Source organism: Cupriavidus sp. SS-3 (assembly GCF_035818815.1).
GTDB lineage: Bacteria > Pseudomonadota > Gammaproteobacteria > Burkholderiales > Burkholderiaceae > Cupriavidus > Cupriavidus taiwanensis_C.
Genome location: NZ_JAYLVT010000010.1, coordinates 32,950 through 52,870 on the forward strand (window position 1 = coordinate 32,950; position 19,921 = coordinate 52,870).

A 19,921-nucleotide genomic window follows, 5' to 3' on the forward strand; every position below is an offset into this window, starting at 1 on the left:
ACTGAAAAGGCCCCCATGACCACTTCCTCCGCTGACACCGCCGCCCTGTCCCCGCACTACGAGCGCTATCGCGCGCTGACCCTGCGCCGCCACGGCCCGATCCTGGAAATCGTCATGGGCGCGGCCCAGTCGGCCAACCAGAAGCTGGCCACGGCCGACGCCAACATGCACCGCGAGTTGGCCGAGATCTGGCGCGACGTCTCCGCCGACCCTGAGGTGCGCGTGGCGCTGATCCGCGGCGAAGGCAAGGGCTTCTCCGCCGGCGGCGACCTGGCGCTGGTCGAGGACATGGCCAACGACTTCGACACCCGCACCCGCGTCTGGCACGAGGCGCGCGACCTGGTCTACAACGTCATCAACTGCGACAAGCCGGTGGTCTCGGCGATGCACGGCCCGGCCGTCGGCGCCGGGCTGGTGGCGGGCCTGCTGGCCGATATCTCGATCGCGGCGAAGACCGCGCGCATCGTCGACGGCCATACCCGGCTGGGCGTGGCCGCGGGCGACCATGCCGCGATCGTGTGGCCGCTGCTGTGCGGAATGGCCAAGGCCAAGTACTATCTGATGCTGTGCGAGTCGGTCAGCGGCGAAGAAGCCGAGCGGATCGGCCTGGTCTCGCTGGCGGTGGATGAGGACGAACTGGTGGCGCGCGCGTTCGAGGTGGCCAACCGGCTGGCGGCAGGGTCGCAGAGCGCGATCCGCTGGACCAAGTACGCCCTCAACAACTGGCTGCGCATGGCCGGCCCCGCTTTCGATACCTCGCTGGCGCTCGAATTCATGGGTTTTGCCGGCCCCGACGTGCACGAAGGCATGGCGAGCCTGCGCGACAAGCGGCCGCCTCAGTTCAGGTAACGACGACGCAGCCGCGCTCCCGGAGGTCCGGGCACCGGGCTGCGCCGCACACGGAGCGCGCGACCATGTTCGGACAGATTCCCGATTTCACCAACGGCTTCGACTTCATGCGCCGGCTCTGGGGTGGCGGCGCCGGCATGCCCGCCGGCCTGATGCCCGGCCTGCAGGCGATGACGCCGCCGATGGACCTGGACGACCTCGACAAGCGCATTGCCGACCTGAAGGCGGTGGAAAGCTGGTTGCAGCTCAATACCAACCTGCTGCGCACCACCATCCAGGGACTGGAAGTGCAGCGCGCCACGCTGGTGGCGCTGCAGACCTTCGGCAACGCGCTGTCGCCCGAGGCGATGCAATCGGCGATGGAAAACGTCGCACGCGCAGCCAACGCGCCCAGCGCCGAGGCGCCCCAGCGCACCGGCGCGGACACTGGCGCCAATACCGGCCCAGACACCGGCAGCGGCGCGCAGGCCGAGCCGCCGGCCGCCGAGCAGGCGCAGGCCGCCGCCGGCGACGCCGATGCCGGCCCGGCGCCCAATGCCGCGCTGTGGTGGGACATGCTGCAACAGCAATTCAACCAGATTGCCAGCAGCGCCGCGGCGGCCAGCATGGTGCCGTTCGGCATGGGCGGCTTTGGCGCCGCCGGCGCCGCCACGCCGGCGGGCACCACCCAGTCCGACGCCGACAAAGCGAAGACCGCGGCAGCCGGCAAGTCGCCTTCAACGGGTACCGCCAGCCCCGCCGCGAAGAAGGCGCCGGCAAAGAAGGCGCCGGCGAAGAAAGCCGCAGCCAAGAAGGCGGCCAAGGCAACGCCGGCGCGGCAGGCCGAGGGCGGCAATGGCAAGAACGGCAACGGCAACGGCGGCAGCATCACCAACTGAGCCTGCCGCCGCCCTGGCGCCCCCATCCACCCATGCATCGCGATTCGCTGCCACTGCCCCCCGCGGCGCCCGCTTCCACGCCGAACCCCGCCGCCACCGCCCTGATCCTGATGGGCGGCGGCGCGCGCGCCGCCTACCAGGCCGGCGTGCTCAACGGCGTGGCCCGAGTCGCCGCACGCCATGGCAAGGCGCAGGCCGCGCTGCCGTTCGGCATCCTCGCCGGCACCTCGGCCGGGGCCATCAACGGCGCGGGGCTGGCCATCCATGCCGGCGACTTCGAGGCGGCCACGCAGAGCCTGGGCGCGCTCTGGCACAGCATCCATGCCGACGAGGTCTACCGCACCGATGTGCTGCGCGTGGGCGTGTCGGGGGCGCGCTGGCTGTCGACGCTGGCGCTGGGCTGGGCCACGCAGCGGCGCGCGCCGCGCGCACTGTTCGACAACACCCCGCTGGGCAGCATGCTGGGCGAGCTGTTCGAGCCCGCCCGGGTGCAGGCCAGCCTGGACAGCGGTGCGCTGCAGGCGTTCGCGGTCACGGCGCTGTCGTACAGCACCGGACGCCACGTGACCTTCTACCAGTCGCACCACCGCATCCATCCGTGGCACCGCAGCCAGCGCATTGCGGTGCCGGCGCAGATCACGGTGGACCACCTGCTGGCCTCGTCATCGATCCCGTTCCTGTTCCCGGCCATGCCGCTGGAACTCGATGGGCACCACGAGTGGTTCGGCGACGGCACCATGCGCCAGATGTCGCCGCTGTCGCCGGCGATCCACCTGGGCGCGTCGCGCATCCTGGCGATCGGCGCGGCCTCGCGCCAGCGCTCGGGCTGGTTCGACACCATGCCGGGCGGCGGCTATCCGTCGCTGGCGCAGGTGGGCGGCCAGGCGCTGGCCAGCATCTTCCTCGACGGCCTGAACACCGACCTGGAGCGGCTGCTGCATATCAACCGCCTGCTGGCGCGCATGCCCGAGGTGGCCGGCGACCGCGAGGGCTGGCGCCCGGTGCAGGTGATGACGGTGGCGCCCAGCGAGCCAATCGAGGCCATCGCCGCCGAGCACCAGAAGCAGTTGCCGCGCACCGTGCGCGCGCTGCTGGCGCCGCTGGGCGGCACCGAGGCGCGCGGCGCCGCATTCGCCAGCTACCTGCTATTCGAGCCGGCCTTCACGCAGGCGCTGATCGCGCTGGGCGAGCGCGACGCCGAAGCCCAGGCCGACGAGCTGGCAGCCTTCCTTTACGGCATCGTGCCGGGCACAGCGCCGGCCGCGTCCGGCACGGACGACCACGCGGCCGAGCAGGCAGTCTCTCCCTGAGTTGCCGCCGTCACATGACGGTCGCAGAGGCGCCCGCGCTGGCACTTTGACGCGCCGCCGCGGCGCTGATCGCCCGGAAAAATGCAGAAGGCGCCGGCCAACCCCGCCGGGCGTTGCATATTTGCCCCGCTCCGGCCTAAAAAAGGAGAGAAGAGAATAATTCGCATCTGGTAGAATCTGCCCGTAATTTCAAAGGCTTACCATGCTCTACCCCGAACTGTTCAAATCGTTGGAAGCCGTCCGCTGGCACATGGACAAGGACATCCCCTGGGAGTCCTTCGACGCCAGCATGCTGACGGACGACCAGGCCAAGACCATTCGCATGAATGCGATCACGGAATGGTCCGCCCTGCCCGCCACCGAAATGTTCCTGCGCGACAACCGCCACGACTCTGACTTTTCGGCGTTCATGAGCATCTGGTTCTTCGAGGAACAGAAGCATTCGCTGGTGCTGATGGAGTACCTGCGCCGCTTCCGCCCGGACCTGGTGCCGACCGAGGAAGAACTGCACGCGGTGCGCTTCGAGTTCGACCCGGCGCCGCCGCTGGAAACGCTGATGCTGCATTTCTGCGGCGAGATCCGCCTGAACCACTGGTACCGCCGTGCCGCCGAATGGCACACCGAGCCGGTGATCAAGCATATCTACCGCACCCTGTCGCAGGACGAAGCCCGCCACGGCGGCGCCTACCTGCGCTACATGAAGAAGTACCTGGCGCAGTTCGGCGACAGCGCGCGCGCGGCCTTCGCCAAGATCGGCGTGCTGATGGCCTCGGCGCGCCGCACCGAGAAGCCGCTGCACCCGACCAACCTGCACGTCAACAAGGCGCTGTTCCCCAACGATACGGTGCAGTCGCGCCTGCCGGACCCCGACTGGCTCGAGAAATGGCTCGACGAGCAGATCCGCTTCGACGAAGGCTGGGAGAAGAAGGTCATCGAACGGATCCTGCACAACATGTCGCTGCTGTTCGAACGTACCTTTGAAAGCGTGCAGGACCTGAACCGCTACCGCAAGGAGCTGAACGCCAGCCTGCAAGGCGCCGGCGCGGCCCGCCCCGCGCAAGCCTGAGCGGCCCGGTCCGGACAAGAAAATGCCCCGCCGAAGCGGGGCACTTTTTTTTCTTGCTGTTTTACCTTCACGCATTCCCGACAAATGCGGCCCGCGGCGCGCCGGATCGTCCGGCCCAGCGGGTAGGGTGCAACGCCGTTTTCCTGTTCCCGGAAATACGGTGCGCGGATGATAAGCGCGCCTGCCGCCGCGCAGGTAGTAGCCGGTTACTACATCACCGCGGTGCCGTGGACCAGTGCCCGTCACGCGACGGCGCCAGCCAGAGCGGCGCGCAAGAACGGGTACCATTCGGGCAAGCGCGCCGGCTCCGCCACGGTGCCGGCCTCCACCTATCCCATGTCCCGATCCATGTCCGTACCCGCCTTCGAATCCAAGCTGACTCCCGCCGACGACACCGCCGCGCTGGCCGCGCGCATCGCCGCGCTGCCGCGCCCGCTGGTGTTTACCAACGGCGTCTTCGACATCCTGCATCGCGGTCATGCCACCTACCTGGCGCAGGCGCGCGCGCTGGGCGCGAGCCTGGTGGTCGGCGTCAACAGCGATGCCTCGGTGAAGATGCTGGGCAAGGGCGACGACCGCCCGCTCAACCATGAGTCGGACCGCATGGCGCTGCTGGCCGCGCTGGCGTCGGTCGACCTGGTGGCGATGTTCCGCGAACAGACCCCGGTGGAGCTGATCCGCCTGGTGCGCCCCGACATCTACGTCAAGGGCGGCGACTACGATATCGATACGCTCGAAGAAACCCGGCTGGTGCGCAGCTGGGGCGGCCAGGCCTATGCCATCCCCTTCCTGCACGACCGCTCGACCACCAAGCTGCTGACCAAGGTACGCCAGGCCGGCTGAGCCGCCCGCGCCTGCGCTACGCGCCCGGCGCCGAGGCCGGCGTGGCCGGCGGCGGTTGCAGGCGCATGCGCTCGCCCCGCACCTGCTGCTCCAGCCGGTGCGGCTCGCGCGGCGATTCGAACCAGCCCGACAGCGGCTGCGCACCGAACGCGCCCAGCACCGCGGCCAGCAGCACGGCGTTGGCGAACAGCAGCAACAGCAATGCGATGCGCAGGGAGCGGGTGATCATGGGGAATCGGATGGAGGTGGGGACTTAGCGTCGTCACGCATCGGCCATGGCCATCGCATGCAGGCCGAGCAGCACCAAATTATCGTGCATCTCGAACGGCACCGCGAGCGCCCCGGCCAGTGCGCCACGCGCCCCGCCGGACAGCAGGCAGCGCGGCGGACGCGACGCGTCGCCGCGCTCGCCCAGCGCGCGCCAGGTGCGCTCGATGGCGCCGGCCTGCGCCGCCAGGCAGCCGGCGGCAATGGCGTCGTGGGTGTTGTCGGCCCAGCGCCGCTGCGCGCCCGCCACGCTGCCGGCCTCGCCCACATCCAGCGCCGGCAGCTGCGCGGTATTGCGCGCCAGCGTGCCCAGCATCAGCGCCAGCCCGGGCAGGATCAGCCCGCCTTCGAAGCGCGCGTGGCCAGCCTCTGTGACGGTGACGATATCGAGCGTGGTGGCGGTACCGGCGGTGACCACCAGCAATGTTTCGCGCGGCAGCCAGCGGTGCGCGCCGATGGCGCCGACCCAGCGGTCGACGCCCAATTGGGTCGGTTCGCGATAGCCGTTGGCAAGGTCGCCATGCGCGGCGGCGCTGCGCACCCATTGCACCGGCGCGCAGCCGCCGAAGGCGTCGGCCAGCGCGGCATCGACGGCGGCGGCGATCACCGGCCCGGCCACGTTGCTGATCCACACCGACGGCATCGGCCCGCTGGCACGCAGCGCGCGCAGTTCGGTGGCCAGGGTTCGCAGCGCGCCGTCGTCGGCATGCGCGACCGCGCCGGCGTGCTGCCACGGCGTCGGCAGCGCAGCGATGCCTGCGGTCGCAGGCAGCGTCGCACCGGCGTCGCACCACGCCCATTTGAGCCGGGTATTGCCGATATCGACCAGCAGGCGCGGCGCGTTCATGCGCCACCTTCCTGGCCTGGGGCGGGCCGCAGCGACAGCTCGCCGCTGGCGATGCGCTCCAGCCCGGCGGGGGTTTCCAGCAGCAGGTGGCCGGCCTCGTCGACGCCGCGCGCCATGCCTTCGGCGATCACCTGGCCGTCGTGCAGCAGCCGCACCGGCTGGTCGCGGTAGGCATCGGCGGCGGACCAGCGCCGTGCCATCGGCCCGAAGCCATGTGCGAGGAAGTCCGTGCGCATCGCCGCCAGCCGCTCCAGCACCGCCGCCAGCAGGCGCGGCGCATCGCGCCCGGCGTCGAAGCCCGGCATGGCCTCGGCCACGCCCGCCAGTTCGCGCCCCAGCGCGGCCTCCATCTGCGCATCGCGCACCAGGTTCAGGCCGATGCCGATCACCGCCCAGACCCGCTGCGGCCCCGCCGGCACCGATTCGATCAGGATGCCGGCCAGCTTGCGGCCGTCGATCTGCAGGTCATTGGGCCATTTCAGGCCCACTCGCGCGCCCAGCGCCGGGGCCACGTCGCCCAGGGCCTCGGCCAGCGCCAGGCCCACCGCCAGGCTCAGCCCGCTCAGCTGCGCAGGCGCCAGCGCCAGCGGCAGCGCCACCGAGAAAGTCATGCCGGCCTGCCCCTGCCACGGCCGGCCCTGGCGCCCGCGCCCGGCGGTCTGGCGATAGGCCAGGCGCAGCGTGCCGGCATCGGACCACGGCGCCTGGCGGCACTGCGCGGTCAGGTCGGCATTGGTCGAGCCGGTTTCCTCGACCAGTTCCACGGTCCAGTCGCGCAGCGCGGGCGACAGCATGGCGCGCAGCGCGCCTTCATCGATGCGCCACGACGTGGCAGTGGAAGGATCGGGCGGATTCGGAGGAACGGCGGACATGCGCGGCATTGGATGGGGATGGGCGGGGTCGCGGTCGGCACAGCAGGATCCGGATCGAAACCCGGGCCTGCGGCAGATGCCGCATTGTAGCCGCGCCGCGCTGCCGGGCATGCCCCCGGGGCACGGCGCGGTCGCGCCAGCCGGGCGCGTGGCTTAGAATCGAGACTCGGCCATCACATCGCTTGCCCTTGGAACGCCAGACGACGCCAGACTTCCAGATCACGCGCGGGCACGGAACCGTCAGCGTACAGCTGCGTGGCGACTGGACCGCGCTCGCGCTGGCCGGCTGCCGCCAGGCGCGGCAGCTGCGCGCGCAGCTGCACGAGCTGGCGCAGGCCCCGGATAACGCGCAATGGTCGCTGGCCGGCGTCGAGCGCCTCGACCATATCGGCGGGCAGCTGCTGTGGCAGGCCTGGAACGGCGCGCTGCCGCAACGCCTTGAGGCCAGCGAGGGCCAGCGCCGCGTGTTCGAGCGCATTGCCGCGGTGCACGACGAGGGCTGGAAAAAGCACATGGTGGACCGCTTCAACCCGGTCACGCTGTTCGGCGCCAACGTGCTGTCGTTCGGCGTGCAGCTGGGCAACGGCATCACCATGCTGGGCCAGCTGGCGTTCGACCTGCTGCGCTTCGCGCGCATGCCGCAGCGCGGCCCGTGGCGCGAGATCTCGGCCAATATCTACAACGTGGGCTACAAGGCGCTGGGGATCACGGCGCTGGTCGGCTTCCTGATCGGCATCGTGCTGTCGTACCTGTCGGCCAACCAGTTGCGCACCTTCGGCGCCAGCACCTTCATCGTCAATATCCTGGGCATGGCGGTGATCCGCGAACTGGGGCCGGTGCTCGCCGCGATCCTGATCGCGGGGCGCTCGGGCTCTGCCATCACCGCGCAGATCGGCGTGATGCGCGTGACCGAAGAGCTGGACGCGATGCGCGTGATGGGCATCTCGCACGGCTTCCGGCTGATCATGCCGCGCGTGATCGCGCTGGCCATCGCCATGCCGCTGCTGGTGGCGTGGACCGACGTGATGGCGCTGGCCGGCGGCATGCTGGCCGCGCGCATGCAGCTGGGCATCAGCGCCACCTTCTTCCTGCGCGAGCTGCCCGATGCGGTGCCGGTGGCCAACCTGTGGCTGGGGCTGGGCAAGGGCGTGGTGTTCGGCATCCTGATCGCGCTGACCGCGTGCCATTTCGGGCTGCGCATCAAGCCCAACACCCAGAGCCTGGGCGAAGGCACCACCGCCTCGGTGGTGACCGCGATCACCATCGTGATCCTGGCCGACGCGGTCTTCGCCATCCTGTTCAAGGACGTGGGCCTGTGAACGCGGCACCAGCGAACGCGACCCAGCCAGGCCCGCCGCAGCCCGCGCCGGAGCGCACCCCGGTGATCGAGGTGCGCGGCCTGGTCAAGCGCTTCGGCAAGGCGGTGGTGCACGACCATGTGGACCTCGACGTCTACCGCGGCGAGGTGCTGTCGATCGTCGGTGGCTCGGGCAGCGGCAAGACCGTGCTGCTGCGCCAGATCGTCGGGCTGGAGCGCCCCACCGCGGGCACCATCAAGGTGTTCGGCGAGGATCCGGCGCGGCTGCGCCCGGCCCAGCTGCAGGCGCTGCGCAGCCGCTGGGGCCTGCAGTTCCAGCGCGGCGCGCTGTTCTCGGCGCTGTCGGTGATCGACAATATCGCGCTGCCGCTGCGCGAGCTGCGCGCGCTGCCCGACAACCTGATCTGCCAGGCGGCGCTGCTCAAGCTGCAGCTGGTGGGGCTGTCGGCGCGCGATGCCGACAAGATGCCGTCGGACCTGTCCGGCGGCATGATCAAGCGCGTGGCGCTGGCGCGCGCGCTGTCGCTGGAACCCGAGCTGCTGTTCCTGGACGAACCCACTGCCGGCCTGGACCCTATGGCGTCCGACGACTACGTCGCGCTGATCCGCGAGCTGCGCCGCGAACTGGGCCTGACCGTGGTGATGATCACGCACGACCTCGACACGCTGGTGGCGCTGTCCGACCGCGTCGCGGTGCTGGCCGACCACAAGGTGATCGCGGCCGCGCCGATCCCGCAAGTGGTGAAGGTGGAGCACCCCTTCATCCGCGAGTATTTCCTGGGCGAGCGCGCCCAGCGCGCCCTGCAGGCGCTGCCCCGGCCCGGGCAGCCCGCCGCGCCGCCCCCTGGAGAAGCATGATGGAAAACAAGTCCCACGCCTTCCTTGCCGGCGTGTTCACCATCGGCCTGGCCGTGCTGGTGCTGTTCGCGATCTTCTGGTTCAGCAGCGACCACGCGGTGCGCGTGCCCTACGACCTGATCACCCGCTCCACCGTCAACGGCCTGGGCCCGCAGGCCGACGTCAAGTACCGCGGGCTGGCGGTGGGCAAGGTCGAGTCGATCAAGTTCGACCCGCAGGTGCCGGGCCAGATCATCGTGCGCGTCAACGTCAACCGCGAAACGCCGATCACGCGCACCACCTACGCCACGCTGGGCTTCCAGGGCGTGACCGGGATCGCCTACGTGCAGCTCGATGACTCCGCCGCGCACGATGGCGCCGGCGCCTCGCCGCCGCTGCCGACCTCGCCGCGGGCGGTGGCGCGCATCGCCATGCGGCCCGGCTTCTTCGAGGAACTGGAAAAGCGCGGCGATTCGCTGCTGACCCAGGCCGAGACCCTGATGGGCTCGCTCAACGACATGTTCCGCGGCGCCAACCGCGACGAGCTGATGGCGGCGATCCGTTCGGTGCGCAAGACCGCCGAAGATTATTCGCGCCTGTCCGATTCGCTCGCGCCGGCGGCGCAGCGCCTGCCCAAAGTGGCCGAGAACCTGAACGCGACGCTGGAATCGACCCGGCGCCTGACGCAGGAACTGGCCAACCCCAACGGCACCGTGATGCGCACCGTCGACAGCGTCGGGCGCGACCTGCAGGGCGCGGCCGCGTCGGTGCAGTCGGCCGCGGGCACCTTCAGCGAAGAGACCCTGCCGCAGCTCAATGGCCTGGCCCGCGACGCGCGCCAGACCGCGCGCAGCTTCGAGCGCGCCGCCGGCCAGTTCAACGAGAGCCCTAGCAGCGTGCTGTTCGGCGCGCCCGCGCCCACGCCAGGGCCGGGCGAGCCGGGCTTCAGCGCGGCCCCGTAGCGTCGGCATCCGACAAAACCCCGCCCCTTCGATCACGCCAAACGCCAACCGCGAGAATCCGCCGTGAACCCTGCGACCGAGATGCCACGCTTGCTGCGCTCCGCAACCGCCCGCCTGCGCGCGGCCCTGCTGCTGTTCTGCGCCGGCCTGGCGCTGTCGGGCTGCGCGCTGACGCGCGGCGAGCCCACCATCACCTATGACCTGGGCCCGGCCGTCGCCGCCGGCGCGGCCTCCGGCACCGGGAACCCTGCGCCCGCAGCGCTGCCCAAACTGCGCGTGGCACAGACCGACGGGCCCAACTGGCTGGAAGGCAATGCGCTGTTCTACCGGCTGCAGTACGCCCAGGCGCAGCGGCTGCAGGCCTATGCCACGCAGCGCTGGGTGATGTCGCCCACGCGCCTGTTCGACGAGCGCCTGCGCGAGGCCGTGGCCGCGCGCGGCACGCTGGGCTGGTCCGGCGACGGCAGCGTGCCGGCGCTGAAGGTGGACCTGCTCGAGTTCGACCAGGTGTTCGACAGCGCCACCGCCAGCGAGGGCGTGGTGCGGCTGCGCGCCACGGTGTACCGGCACGGCATGCTCGGCCAGCAGACCTTCGAGGCGCGCCGGCCCGCGCCCAGCGCCGACGGCGCCGGCGGCGTCAAGGCGCTGGCCGAAGCCAGCGATGCCGTGATTGCCGCGCTGCTCGACTGGATCGGCACGCTGCAGCTAAAGTAAAGCAACAGGAGATTTGCCATGGAGCCGGCTCCCCCGCCGCTCTCCGCGCCGCCGCCGGCGGCTGTGCCAGCACCATCCGCCACCGCGCCGCAGCACTCGCCGCTGGCGCGCGTGGGGCTGCTCTGCTTCACGCTGCTGGTGATCTATGCCAGCCTGTACCCGTTCTCGGGCTGGATCGACAACGGCATCTCGCCCTTTGCCTTTGTCAGCGCGCCCAAGCCGCGCTACATCACCGACTTCGACCTGCTGACCAACGTGCTGGGGTATTTCCCGTTCGGCGCGCTGGTGGTGCTGTCGCTGCATCCGCGCGTGTCGGGCGGGCGCGCCACACTGGTGGCGCTGGTCGCCGGCGCCCTGCTGTCGGCGTGCATGGAGGCCTTCCAGACCTGGCTGCCGAGCCGGATCTCGTCCAACATCGACCTGATCACCAATGCGCTGGGGGCGCTGCTCGGCGGCGCCGTGGCGGCGCCGTTCACGCGCGCCCTGATCGACGACGGGCGCCTGACGCGGCTGCGCCATGCCTGGTTCGAGCCCCATGCCAGCTTTGCCATCATCCTGCTGCTTTTGTGGCCGTTCGCGCAGGTGTTTCCGCAGGAGCACCTGTTCGGCATGGGCGGCATCGTGCGCGAATGGCTGACCGATCCGGAATCCTGGCCGATGCAGGTGCTGCAGATGGTGTTCCCGCAGCTGGAGGCGTGGCAGGACCATATCGGCCTGCGGCCCGAGGACATGCAGAGCCAGCAGTTGCTGGAATCGCTGGTGACTGCCAGCAGCTGGGTCGGCACCGGCCTGTTCGCCTCGCTGGCGATGCGCCGCAGCGCGCCGATGCTGCGCATCCTGGCGGGGCTGCTGGCGGCGGCGCTGCTGCTCAAGGCGACCGCGGCCGAGCTGCAGTTCCCGACCGAAAGCGCCTTCGTCTGGCTGTCCGAAGGCGGGCGCTTCGCGCTGCTGACCAGCTCGCTGGTGCTGGCGCTGCTGCTGTACCTGCCGCGCTGGCTGCGCGCGGTGCTGGCGATGGCGGCGCTGATCGTGCTGGTCGCGCTGACCAACGTGCTGCCGTCAAACCCCTACGCGTGGATCTCCGAGCAGGGCTGGCGCATGGGCCGTTTCATCCACTTCAACAGCCTGGCGCAGTGGCTCGGCTGGCTGTGGCCCTTCCTGGCGTTCTGCTATGTGATCTGGCGCTTCGAGCAGGTCAGCCTGCGCCGCCATGCGATGAAGAAAGCCGCGGCGCGCCGTGAGGCGGCCGCGGCCAACCTGCAGGATTAAGCCGGCGCGGACGTGCGCGCCGGGGCTCAGTGCAGCTGCCCGCCCTGTTCGCGCACATCGGCGCGGGTCGACAGCGCCGTCGCCACCGCGGTGCGCAGGCCCTTCACCAGGGTCTCGTGCGCCAGGCTCGGCTGGCCCGGATGCCGCGCCGCCTGCTCGGGCAAATACGGAATGTGGATAAAGCCGCCGCGCACCGCGCCATCCGGCTGCCGCGCCAGCCGGTGCATCAGCCCGTAGAACACATGGTTGCAGACGAAGGTGCCGGCAGTCTGCGATACCGACGCCGGCACGCCGGCCGCGCGCATGTCGCGCACCATCGCCTTGATCGGCAGCGTGGCAAAGTAGGCGGCCGGGCCGTCGGCCGCGATGGCGGTGTCGATCGGCTGGGCGCCGGCGTTGTCGGCGATGCGCGCATCGTCGACATTGATCGCCACGCGCTCGACCGACATCTCGGCGCGCCCGCCGGCCTGGCCGACGGCGATCACCAGGGTCGGCCGCAGCGCGTCGAGCAGTTCGGCGATCGCATCGAGCGCCGCGCCGAACACGCACGGCAGCTGCCGCGCGACGATCACCGCGTCGCCGACGCGTTCGCCGTCGAGCGCACGCACGGCCTCCCACGACGGGTTGATGGGTTCGTCCTCGAACGGCTCGAAGCCGGTCAGCAGCACGGTAGGCATGGCGAGGCTCCTGCGCTTACATCAGCCAGTACAGCAGCACGATATTTGCCGCCAGGATCGCCAGCGCAGTCGGCACCTGCGCGCGGATCACGGCGTTCTTGTCGTCGAGTTCAAGCAGCGCCGCCGGCACGATATTGAAATTGGCCGCCATCGGCGTCATCAGCGTACCGCAATAGCCCGAGAACATGCCGATCGCCGCCATCACCGCGGGATTGCCGCCGAACATGCCGACCAGGATGGGCACGCCGACGCCGCCGGTCATCACCGGGAAGGCGGCGAAGCCGTTGCCCATGATCACCGTGAACAGCGCCATGCCCACGCAATAGACCGCCACCGCCACCAGCTTGTAGTCCAGGTTGATGTAGGCGGTGGTCAGGTGCGCCACGGCCTTGCCCACGCCCGCGTCGGCAAACACCAGCCCCAGCATCGCCAGCATCTGCGGCAGCACCAGCGCCCAGCCCAGCGACTCGGTCAGCCGGCGCGATTCGCGCAGGCCCTGCGTCACGGTGTCGCGCGTGAGCCAGCACACCACCGCCAGCGAGATCAGGCAGCCGATCCCGAGCGAGACGAAGGTCACGTTCTTGGGATCGAGCAGCGGCACGCCACCGATCCTGACATCCTTGAACAGCATGGTGCCGATCACGGTCACCAGCGGGATCAGCAGGGCCGGAATGAACAGCTTGTTGCCGAGCCGGCTCGCGCTGGCGCGGCGCTCGGCCTCGGGCAGGCTCTCGTGCCTGCCGTGGCCGACGCCGCCGAAGCCCGCGATCAGCGCCATCACCACCGCGCCGATGCCGACCGCCGCCGGTGGCAGCCGGTCGCCGGCCAGGAACACGATCGCGTACAGCAGCCAGAACAGGCCGGTGCTGAGGCGGCGCGGATGCGCGCGGTCGGTGAAGGTCATCAGCGCGGTGATGGCCAGCACCAGGCCGGCGAGCCAGTAGAGGTATTCGATCGAGACAATCATGGCGCGCTCCTTACTCGGCGCTCGGCGCAGGCATGGCGGTGGGGGCGGCGCTGCCACCCAGTTCGCGCTCGAGCCAGCCGTCCAGGCGCTTGAGCCGCACGGCGTGGATCAGGAAGGCGCAGATCGCGGTAGGGATGCCCCACACGGCGATATGCAGCGGCTCGACCTCGATGTTCGACGACAGCAGGAAGGTATGCATCAGCGCGATCGCGCCGAACGCCACGAAGATGTCCTCGCCGAAAAACAGGCCGACGTTGTCGGTTGCGGCGCAGAAGGCCAGCACGCGCTGGCGCACCGGCTCGGGCAGGTGGCCGAAGCGGTTCTCGGCCGCACCCTCGGCCATCGGCGCCAGCAGCGGGCGCACCATCTGCGGATGGCCGCCCAGGCTGGTCAGGCCGATCGCCGCGGTCAGCTCGCGCACGCCCAGGTAGACGATCAGCAGGCGCCCGACCGTGGCCGAGGCGATGCGCGCGATCCACGCCTGCGCATGCTCGCGCAGCCCGTGGCGCTCCAGCAGGCCGATCACGGCCAGCGGCAGCAGGATGATCAGCGGCAGGTTGCGCGCCTTGACGAAGGCGGTGCCGATCGCGGAGAAGATCTGCATCAGCGGCATCGGCGCGGCCAGCCCGGTGGCCAGCGCGGCGAGCACCACCACCAGCATGGGATTGAAGCGCAGCACGAAGCCGACGACGATGACGCCGACCCCGACAAGGGGCCAGAGATTGACTGCCTGTTCCATGGAAACACCAAACGAAGATAACGAAGGCGCGCGGACAGCAGCCGTCGTGACGCGTGACGGGGCAGGCCGCGTGGGGGGAAATGCCGGCGTGAGGCGCGGGAACGCGCTCAGTCGCCGGCGCGGATCGCGATGCCTTCAGCGCCCAGCCGTTCCCGGATGCGGCGCGCGAAGGCCAGCGCGTGGGCGCCGTCGCCGTGCAGACACACGGTTTCGGCCTGAATCGGTACCCAGCTGCCGTCGATGGCGCGCACGCGCTGCTCGCGCACCATGGTCAGGGTCTGGTCCAGGGCAACTTCCTCGTCCTCATGCAGCGCGCCGGGCGTACCGCGCTTGACCAGCGTGCCGTCGGGGTTGTAGCCGCGGTCGGCAAAAACTTCCTGCTTGACGCGCAGGCCGGCCTCCTTCGCCACGTCGATCATCTGGCTGCCGGCCAGGCCGAAGAAAACCAGGTCGGCGTCGAAGTCGCGCACCGCGCGCACGATCGCGCGCGCCAGCGCCGGGTCGCGCACGGCCTGGTTGTACAGCGCGCCATGCGGCTTGACGTGGTGCAGCACGCCGCCCTGCGCGCGCACGATCGCGGCGAGCGCGCCGATCTGGTACAGCACGTCGGCGTAGACGTGCTCCGGGTCGCGCTGCATCTCGGTGCGGCCGAAGTTCTCGCGGTCCGGGTAGCTCGGGTGCGCGCCGATCGCCACGCCGTGCGCCAGCGCCCACTGCACCGTCTGCACCATGGTGGCGGCGTCGCCCGCGTGCCAGCCGCAGGCGATATTGGCCGAGCTGATCAGCGCCAGCAGCGCCTCGTCATTGCCACAGCCTTCGCCAAGATCCGCGTTCAAATCGATCTGCATTGCCATTCTCCTGTGCGGCGCCCGGGCGCCCTCCTTATGCTGCCGCTCGCGTACGGGTACGCCGCCGCGCGGCAATCGGCATGCCATCGCCCTGCCACTGCAGCGCCTGCTCGATCTGCCGCAGGTAGCGTGCCAGCTCATCCTGCGCCGCCTGCGCCTGCGCCAGCGTGACCTGCACGAAGCGCACCGGCGCGCCCAGCGGCACCTGCGCCAGCCGCCATAAATCCGCTTCGATCACCACGCCAATCTTGGGATAGCCGCCGGTGGTCTGCGCATCGGCCATCAGCGCGATCGGCTGGCCCGCCGGCGGCACCTGCATCACGCCCGGCATCACCCCGTGCGAGAGCAGGTCGGCGCTGCGCTCGGCCCGGCGCGCCAGCGCCGGGCCGGCAAGGCGCATGCCCATGCGGTTGCTGTTGGGCGTGACGGTCCAGTCGGCTTGCCACAGTGCGGCCTGCGCGGCCGCGTCAAAATCGTCGTATTCCGGCCCCGGCAGCATGCGGATCGCCGTGGCCTTGCCTTCGACCGCGGCGGGCAGCGCCCACGCCGGCGCCTGCACGCCGATCCAGTCGGTCTCTGCGGCCAGGCCCGGGCGTCCCGCGGGCAGGCGGTCGCCTTCCTGCAGCGCGCGTCCGCCCAGTCCGCCGAAACCGGACTTCAGGTCGGTGCTGCGCGAGCCCATCACCGGCTCGACCGCAATCCCGCCCGCCACGCACAGGTACACGCGCGTGCCGCCGCGCGTCGACGGCAGCGTCAGGGTCTCGCCCTTGTGCGCGTCGAACGCGTGCCACGACCAAACCGGCATGCCGTCAAGATTGGCGCCGCATTCGGCGCCGGCCAGGGCCACGCGCATATCGGCATGGAAGCGCACCGCGGCGCGTCCCAGCGTGAATTCAATGGCGGCGCAGCCGGGCGCATTGCCAAGCAGGCGGTTGCCGACTTCGACCGCCAGCATGTCCATGGCGCCGCAGCGGCCCACGCCAAAACGGCGGAAGCCGGTACGGCCCAGGTCCTGCACCGAGGCCAGCGCGCCCGGACGAAGGATCTCGATCACGCGATGATTTCCTCGGCGACAAAGCGCACGGTATCGCCGGGCGCGAACAGGGACGGCGGATCGCGGTCCGCCACGAAGAGTTCGGCGTCGGTGCGCCCGATCAGCTGCCAGCCGCCCGGCAGCACCGCCGGATAGATGCCGGTCTGCTCGCCGCCGATGCCGACCGACCCGGCCGGCACCGCCACCCGCGGCTCGCGCCGCCGCGGCGTGGCCAACTCCGGCGCCAGCCCGCCCATGTAGGCGAAGCCGGGCTGGAAGCCGAGGAAGTACACCACGTACTCGCCCGCCGCATGGCGGCGCACCACTTCCTGCGGCGTGAGGCCGGTATGCGCGGCAACGTCGCCGAGGTCCGGGCCATGCTCGCCGCCGTAGCGCACCGGGATCTCGACCAGCTTGCCGGTGGCATTGCGCGCCTCGCCCGAGGCCCATGCCAGCTTCAGGTTGCGCTCCAGCGCATCCGCGTCGGCACTGTCGTCAAAGATCACGGTCAGGTTGTTCATGCCCGGCACCACGTCGACCACGCCGCGCCAGTCCGCGGCCCGCGCGGCCATGGCCCAGATGCGGCGCTGGACGGCCAGCGAGGCGGGCGGCGCGACGCTGTACAGCAGCGCCTGCTCGGCAAGTCGGTGGACGGTGCAGTTCATGAGAGTCCCGGTAGCGCACTTGCTACCCAGTGTAGGCAGACAAGCCGGAATGTGCGTCTGTGTATTTCATCGATAATTTATCGATGAATTCATCATATCGAAATGGACCGAACGGGGCAGTCGGGGTTGACCCTAGGGTAGCTACGGGATTGCCTATGGGCGGCGCTGGTTCAGCCGGTTAGGATCAAATCCCGTCGCTCGGAGATTCGTCATGCGAACCACTCAACAATTAAGCGTAACGCTACCGACCGAGATGGTTCAGGCGGTCAGGGCCAAGGTGAAGTCGGGCGAATACGCCAGCGAGAGCGAGGTCATTCGCGCTGGTCTGCGCGCGTTGCTGGCGCGTGACGGGACCTTTGAGGCCTGGCTGCTGCAAGCTGGCCTCGCCTATGAGGCGCTTCAATCTGATCCCTCCCAGGCCTTAACCGCAGAGGGCGTTCGCGCCCGCCTGGCTGCCAAACATGCGCGGAAAACCAAAGCCTGATGCTAGCCCGTTGTATTTGGACCGAATTTGCGGAGCCACAGAACCAAAGTAAAACGGCCGGGGAAATTCCCCGGCCGTTTTACATCCGATCCACTGACAACCCGCTCAGGCAAACCCCGCCTGATGCGCCTGCTGGTCAGCATGGTAGGAACTGCGCACCATCGCGCCCACGGCGGCGTGGGTGAAGCCCATCTTGTAGGCCTCTTGCTCGAACATCTTGAAGGTGTCGGGATGCACGTAGCGCAGCACCGGCAGGTGGTGGTTCGACGGCGCCAGGTACTGGCCGATGGTGAGCATGTCGATGTCGTGCGCGCGCATGTCGCGCATGACTTCCAGGATTTCCTCGTCGGTCTCGCCCAGGCCGACCATCAGGCCGGACTTGGTCGGGACGTTGGGATTGCGGCGCTTGAACTCCTGCAGCAGCTTGAGCGAGTGCGCGTAGTCGGCGCCCGGGCGGGCCTGCTTGTACAGGCGCGGCACGGTTTCCATGTTGTGGTTCATCACGTCGGGCGGGCACGCCTGCAGGATGTCCAGCGCCTTGTCCAGGCGGCCGCGGAAGTCGGGCACCAGCACTTCGATGCGGGTATCGGGCGACAGCTCGCGCGTCTGCGAGATGCAGTCGACATAGTGCTGGGCGCCGCCGTCGCGCAGGTCGTCGCGGTCGACGCTGGTGATCACCACGTAGTTCAGCTTGAGCTGGGCGATGGTGCGGGCCAGGTTGCCGGGCTCGTTCACGTCGAGCGGGTCCGGGCGGCCGTGGCCGACGTCGCAGAACGGGCAGCGGCGCGTGCATTTGTCGCCCATGATCATGAAGGTGGCCGTGCCCTTGCCGAAGCATTCGCCGATATTGGGGCAGCTGGCTTCCTCGCACACCGTGACCAGGTTGTTGGCGCGCAGGATGTCCTTGATCTCATAGAAACGCGAATTGCCGGTGGCGGCCTTCACGCGGATCCAGTCCGGCTTCTTGAGCTTCTCGGCCGGCACGATCTTGATGGGGATGCGCGCGGTCTTGTCGGCCGACTTCTGCTTGCGGGTCGGGTCGTACTGCTCCGCGGGGGACTGCGGGGCTTCGCTGGAAGTGGCGATCAGTGCGTCGCTCATACATTTCTCCGCACGCGCACGGCGTGCATTTCGCTTTTGACTAGGAGGCCAGGGCCGGGGCGGCAGGTTCTTCGGCCGCCAGCACGCGAGCCTCGTGCGCTGCCAGCACCTCGCACAATGCAGCCGCCAGGCGCTGTGCGATTTCGGGTTGTGTTGCCGCGGTCACGGGCACAGGGGCGCCATCGGCATCCGCCACCGGGCAGGTGGCGCCCGCGCTGGCCATGTCGACTGTTTCCAGCCCGGCATAGCCGCAGGGATTGATGCGCAGGAACGGCGACAGGTCCATCTGCACGTTGAGGCTGACGCCGTGGTAGCTGCAGCCGTTGCGGATCTTGAGGCCGAGCGCGGCAATCTTGGCGCCCTGGTGCGGCCCGCCGGACAGGTAGATGCCGGGGGCGCCGGGCTTGCGTTCGGCTGCGAGATTATACGCCGCGAGCGTGTCCAGCACGGCCTGCTCGATGCCGTGCACCAGCTCGCGCACCATCAGCCGGCGGCGCCGCAGGTCCAGCAGCAGGTAGGCCACCACCTGCCCCGGGCCGTGATAAGTGATCTGCCCGCCACGATCGATCTGCACCACCGGAATCCGCTCGTCCGGGGCCAGCAGGTGCGCGGGGTCGCCCGCCTGGCCCAGCGTGTAGACCGGCGGATGCTCGACCAGCCAGACCTGGTCGGGCGTCTCGGGGGTGCGTGCGGCGGTGAAGGCGCGCATCGCGTCGAAACACGGCTGATAGTCCTCGCGGCCGCGTTCGATGACTTGAATCGGATGCATGGCGAGAGTGTAACGAAAAGGGCCGGCTTGCGCCGGCCCCGACCTGGCCCCATTCAGCGTGCCCGGGGCGGGCAACCGTCCGATGCGTCACGCGACCAGACCAGGCGCAGATGGCCCCGGTCCCGGTGCGATGCGGACGTTGCCCCGCCCGGCTCCGCTTCAGGAGGCGGTGACCCGGTCCTGGTTAGGCGTCCACTCGGTGCCTCGAACCAGCCGGCGCAGGCTGCGGTACACCAGGTGCGGCAGGTCGGCCAGCGCCAGCGCCGGGCGGCGGGCCTCGGCGATGAGCGCCAGGCGCACCGGATGCAAGGCGCGCGGGTCGATGCTGAGCACCACCTCGTCGCCCGGGCGCAGCAGCAGGCTGCCGCCACAACGCAGCCAGTAGTCCTCCGAATCGTTCTCGCGGGTCAGCCATACGTCGGTACCGCGGGCCTCTGCAATGTGCAGGCGCTGCGCGGCGTGCACCGACAGCGTGGTGACTTCGCCAGGATTCAGGGTGAACTCGGTCGTTGTGAGCACGGTTTTCATGGTGGTTCTCCGTTCAGCCGGCCCTGGCGGGGATACGCCAGACGCAGCACGGATTCGCGGCGGGCCGCAGGAACTGGC

General features: G+C 69.9%; 23 protein-coding genes. 11 read left to right on the forward strand and 12 right to left on the reverse strand.

Going from position 1 to position 19,921, the window contains the following annotated elements; all coding sequences use genetic code 11:
• Nucleotides 1–15: 15 nt before the first annotated feature.
• The 5 genes from U9J39_RS16640 to rfaE2 all read left to right on the forward strand — a co-directional run bounded on the left by U9J39_RS16640 (nt 16) and on the right by rfaE2 (nt 4,946).
• The gene (locus U9J39_RS16640; RefSeq protein WP_326347559.1) at nt 16–849 is read left to right on the forward strand and encodes an enoyl-CoA hydratase/isomerase family protein; all 834 of its coding nucleotides are present in this window, start codon (nt 16–18) and stop codon (nt 847–849) included.
• 65 nt (nt 850–914) lie between these two features.
• The gene (locus U9J39_RS16645; protein WP_326347560.1) at nt 915–1,727 is read left to right on the forward strand and encodes a PhaM family polyhydroxyalkanoate granule multifunctional regulatory protein; all 813 of its coding nucleotides are present in this window, start codon (nt 915–917) and stop codon (nt 1,725–1,727) included.
• 32 nt (nt 1,728–1,759) lie between these two features.
• Nucleotides 1,760–3,037, forward strand: a complete 1,278-nt coding sequence (locus U9J39_RS16650; RefSeq protein WP_116312025.1) for a patatin-like phospholipase family protein — start codon at nt 1,760–1,762, stop codon at nt 3,035–3,037.
• Nucleotides 3,038–3,239: 202 nt separating this feature from the next.
• Entirely contained in the window at nt 3,240–4,103 is an 864-nt protein-coding gene (locus U9J39_RS16655; RefSeq protein ID WP_062796223.1) for a hypothetical protein, read from the forward strand.
• A gap of 348 nt (nt 4,104–4,451) precedes the next feature.
• Entirely contained in the window at nt 4,452–4,946 is a 495-nt protein-coding gene (gene rfaE2 / locus U9J39_RS16660) for a D-glycero-beta-D-manno-heptose 1-phosphate adenylyltransferase (protein WP_115702997.1), read from the forward strand.
• A gap of 16 nt (nt 4,947–4,962) precedes the next feature.
• Here rfaE2 and U9J39_RS16665 read toward each other — a convergent pair whose 3' ends face one another.
• Genes U9J39_RS16665 through U9J39_RS16675 form a run of 3 tightly spaced genes read right to left on the reverse strand, consistent with a single transcriptional unit; the run spans nt 4,963 to nt 6,932 of the window.
• Nucleotides 4,963–5,175, reverse strand: a complete 213-nt coding sequence (locus tag U9J39_RS16665; RefSeq protein ID WP_112776108.1) for a hypothetical protein — start codon at nt 5,173–5,175, stop codon at nt 4,963–4,965.
• 33 nt (nt 5,176–5,208) lie between these two features.
• Nucleotides 5,209–6,060, reverse strand: coding sequence for a type III pantothenate kinase (locus tag U9J39_RS16670; protein WP_326347562.1), 852 nt, complete (start codon nt 6,058–6,060; stop codon nt 5,209–5,211).
• Nucleotides 6,057–6,932, reverse strand: coding sequence for a biotin--[acetyl-CoA-carboxylase] ligase (locus U9J39_RS16675; protein ID WP_326347563.1), 876 nt, complete (start codon nt 6,930–6,932; stop codon nt 6,057–6,059). The genes U9J39_RS16670 and U9J39_RS16675 overlap by 4 nt, the downstream gene beginning before the upstream one ends.
• Before the next feature lie 188 nt (nt 6,933–7,120).
• Between U9J39_RS16675 and U9J39_RS16680 the strand changes: the two genes are divergently transcribed.
• The 5 genes from U9J39_RS16680 to U9J39_RS16700 all read left to right on the forward strand — a co-directional run bounded on the left by U9J39_RS16680 (nt 7,121) and on the right by U9J39_RS16700 (nt 12,032).
• On the forward strand, nt 7,121–8,251 hold the full coding sequence (locus U9J39_RS16680) for an MlaE family ABC transporter permease (RefSeq protein WP_414249092.1): 1,131 nt from the start codon (nt 7,121–7,123) through the stop codon (nt 8,249–8,251).
• Nucleotides 8,248–9,108, forward strand: a complete 861-nt coding sequence (locus U9J39_RS16685; RefSeq protein ID WP_116312021.1) for an ABC transporter ATP-binding protein — start codon at nt 8,248–8,250, stop codon at nt 9,106–9,108. The genes U9J39_RS16680 and U9J39_RS16685 overlap by 4 nt, the downstream gene beginning before the upstream one ends.
• Entirely contained in the window at nt 9,105–10,049 is a 945-nt protein-coding gene (locus U9J39_RS16690; RefSeq protein ID WP_115707740.1) for an MlaD family protein, read from the forward strand. The genes U9J39_RS16685 and U9J39_RS16690 overlap by 4 nt, the downstream gene beginning before the upstream one ends.
• 81 nt (nt 10,050–10,130) lie before the next feature.
• The gene (locus U9J39_RS16695; protein ID WP_115707738.1) at nt 10,131–10,763 is read left to right on the forward strand and encodes an ABC-type transport auxiliary lipoprotein family protein; all 633 of its coding nucleotides are present in this window, start codon (nt 10,131–10,133) and stop codon (nt 10,761–10,763) included.
• An 18-nt stretch (nt 10,764–10,781) separates the two neighbouring features.
• Nucleotides 10,782–12,032, forward strand: a complete 1,251-nt coding sequence (locus U9J39_RS16700; protein ID WP_115707736.1) for a VanZ family protein — start codon at nt 10,782–10,784, stop codon at nt 12,030–12,032.
• Between the two features lie 26 nt (nt 12,033–12,058).
• Here the strand turns inward: U9J39_RS16700 and pcp are convergent, their stop codons facing one another.
• The 6 genes from pcp to pxpB all read right to left on the reverse strand — a co-directional run bounded on the left by pcp (nt 12,059) and on the right by pxpB (nt 16,961).
• Nucleotides 12,059–12,709 carry a pyroglutamyl-peptidase I gene (gene pcp, locus U9J39_RS16705; RefSeq protein WP_116312020.1) on the reverse strand — a complete coding sequence of 217 codons (651 nt, stop codon included), beginning with the start codon at nt 12,707–12,709 and terminating at the stop codon, nt 12,059–12,061.
• A gap of 16 nt (nt 12,710–12,725) precedes the next feature.
• Nucleotides 12,726–13,676, reverse strand: a complete 951-nt coding sequence (locus tag U9J39_RS16710; RefSeq protein WP_116312019.1) for a DUF979 domain-containing protein — start codon at nt 13,674–13,676, stop codon at nt 12,726–12,728.
• Between the two features lie 10 nt (nt 13,677–13,686).
• Complete coding sequence (locus tag U9J39_RS16715; RefSeq protein WP_115707732.1) at nt 13,687–14,415, reverse strand: DUF969 domain-containing protein; 729 nt, start codon at nt 14,413–14,415, stop codon at nt 13,687–13,689.
• A 107-nt stretch (nt 14,416–14,522) separates the two neighbouring features.
• On the reverse strand, nt 14,523–15,263 hold the full coding sequence (pxpA, locus tag U9J39_RS16720) for a 5-oxoprolinase subunit PxpA (protein ID WP_116312018.1): 741 nt from the start codon (nt 15,261–15,263) through the stop codon (nt 14,523–14,525).
• A gap of 34 nt (nt 15,264–15,297) precedes the next feature.
• Nucleotides 15,298–16,317, reverse strand: coding sequence for a biotin-dependent carboxyltransferase family protein (locus tag U9J39_RS16725; protein WP_116312017.1), 1,020 nt, complete (start codon nt 16,315–16,317; stop codon nt 15,298–15,300).
• Nucleotides 16,314–16,961 (reverse strand): 5-oxoprolinase subunit PxpB, encoded by a 648-nt coding sequence (gene pxpB, locus U9J39_RS16730; RefSeq protein WP_115679092.1) that lies wholly within the window; start codon nt 16,959–16,961, stop codon nt 16,314–16,316. Before pxpB ends, U9J39_RS16725 begins: the two co-directional genes overlap by 4 nt.
• Before the next feature lie 211 nt (nt 16,962–17,172).
• Between pxpB and U9J39_RS16735 the strand changes: the two genes are divergently transcribed.
• Complete coding sequence (locus tag U9J39_RS16735; RefSeq protein ID WP_326347564.1) at nt 17,173–17,445, forward strand: ribbon-helix-helix domain-containing protein; 273 nt, start codon at nt 17,173–17,175, stop codon at nt 17,443–17,445.
• Between the two features lie 105 nt (nt 17,446–17,550).
• On the opposite strand, the gene lipA is transcribed toward U9J39_RS16735, so the two are convergent.
• The 3 genes from lipA to U9J39_RS16750 all read right to left on the reverse strand — a co-directional run bounded on the left by lipA (nt 17,551) and on the right by U9J39_RS16750 (nt 19,843).
• Entirely contained in the window at nt 17,551–18,546 is a 996-nt protein-coding gene (gene lipA, locus U9J39_RS16740) for a lipoyl synthase (protein WP_115707724.1), read from the reverse strand.
• Nucleotides 18,547–18,586: 40 nt separating this feature from the next.
• Nucleotides 18,587–19,315, reverse strand: a complete 729-nt coding sequence (gene lipB, locus U9J39_RS16745; RefSeq protein ID WP_115707722.1) for a lipoyl(octanoyl) transferase LipB — start codon at nt 19,313–19,315, stop codon at nt 18,587–18,589.
• A gap of 159 nt (nt 19,316–19,474) precedes the next feature.
• Nucleotides 19,475–19,843 carry a DUF2917 domain-containing protein gene (locus U9J39_RS16750; RefSeq protein WP_115663362.1) on the reverse strand — a complete coding sequence of 123 codons (369 nt, stop codon included), beginning with the start codon at nt 19,841–19,843 and terminating at the stop codon, nt 19,475–19,477.
• Nucleotides 19,844–19,921: the final 78 nt, after the last annotated feature.

What these genes read in the sequence shown, in the direction of transcription:
- U9J39_RS16710 (WP_116312019.1), bottom strand. Translation starts at nt 13,676, where the DNA reads ATGATTGTCTCGATCGAATACCTCTACTGGCTCGCCGGCCTGGTGCTG.
- U9J39_RS16690 (WP_115707740.1), top strand. Translation starts at nt 9,105, where the DNA reads ATGATGGAAAACAAGTCCCACGCCTTCCTTGCCGGCGTGTTCACCATC.
- U9J39_RS16640 (WP_326347559.1), top strand. Translation starts at nt 16, where the DNA reads ATGACCACTTCCTCCGCTGACACCGCCGCCCTGTCCCCGCACTACGAG.
- U9J39_RS16675 (WP_326347563.1), bottom strand. Translation starts at nt 6,932, where the DNA reads ATGTCCGCCGTTCCTCCGAATCCGCCCGATCCTTCCACTGCCACGTCG.
- pxpA (WP_116312018.1), bottom strand. Translation starts at nt 15,263, where the DNA reads ATGCAGATCGATTTGAACGCGGATCTTGGCGAAGGCTGTGGCAATGAC.
- U9J39_RS16655 (WP_062796223.1), top strand. Translation starts at nt 3,240, where the DNA reads ATGCTCTACCCCGAACTGTTCAAATCGTTGGAAGCCGTCCGCTGGCAC.
- lipA (WP_115707724.1), bottom strand. Translation starts at nt 18,546, where the DNA reads ATGAGCGACGCACTGATCGCCACTTCCAGCGAAGCCCCGCAGTCCCCC.
- lipB (WP_115707722.1), bottom strand. Translation starts at nt 19,315, where the DNA reads ATGCATCCGATTCAAGTCATCGAACGCGGCCGCGAGGACTATCAGCCG.
- U9J39_RS16735 (WP_326347564.1), top strand. Translation starts at nt 17,173, where the DNA reads ATGCGAACCACTCAACAATTAAGCGTAACGCTACCGACCGAGATGGTT.
- U9J39_RS16750 (WP_115663362.1), bottom strand. Translation starts at nt 19,843, where the DNA reads ATGAAAACCGTGCTCACAACGACCGAGTTCACCCTGAATCCTGGCGAA.
- pxpB (WP_115679092.1), bottom strand. Translation starts at nt 16,961, where the DNA reads ATGAACTGCACCGTCCACCGACTTGCCGAGCAGGCGCTGCTGTACAGC.
- U9J39_RS16695 (WP_115707738.1), top strand. Translation starts at nt 10,131, where the DNA reads ATGCCACGCTTGCTGCGCTCCGCAACCGCCCGCCTGCGCGCGGCCCTG.
- U9J39_RS16700 (WP_115707736.1), top strand. Translation starts at nt 10,782, where the DNA reads ATGGAGCCGGCTCCCCCGCCGCTCTCCGCGCCGCCGCCGGCGGCTGTG.
- U9J39_RS16650 (WP_116312025.1), top strand. Translation starts at nt 1,760, where the DNA reads ATGCATCGCGATTCGCTGCCACTGCCCCCCGCGGCGCCCGCTTCCACG.
- U9J39_RS16715 (WP_115707732.1), bottom strand. Translation starts at nt 14,415, where the DNA reads ATGGAACAGGCAGTCAATCTCTGGCCCCTTGTCGGGGTCGGCGTCATC.
- U9J39_RS16670 (WP_326347562.1), bottom strand. Translation starts at nt 6,060, where the DNA reads ATGAACGCGCCGCGCCTGCTGGTCGATATCGGCAATACCCGGCTCAAA.
- U9J39_RS16665 (WP_112776108.1), bottom strand. Translation starts at nt 5,175, where the DNA reads ATGATCACCCGCTCCCTGCGCATCGCATTGCTGTTGCTGCTGTTCGCC.
- pcp (WP_116312020.1), bottom strand. Translation starts at nt 12,709, where the DNA reads ATGCCTACCGTGCTGCTGACCGGCTTCGAGCCGTTCGAGGACGAACCC.
- rfaE2 (WP_115702997.1), top strand. Translation starts at nt 4,452, where the DNA reads ATGTCCGTACCCGCCTTCGAATCCAAGCTGACTCCCGCCGACGACACC.
- U9J39_RS16645 (WP_326347560.1), top strand. Translation starts at nt 915, where the DNA reads ATGTTCGGACAGATTCCCGATTTCACCAACGGCTTCGACTTCATGCGC.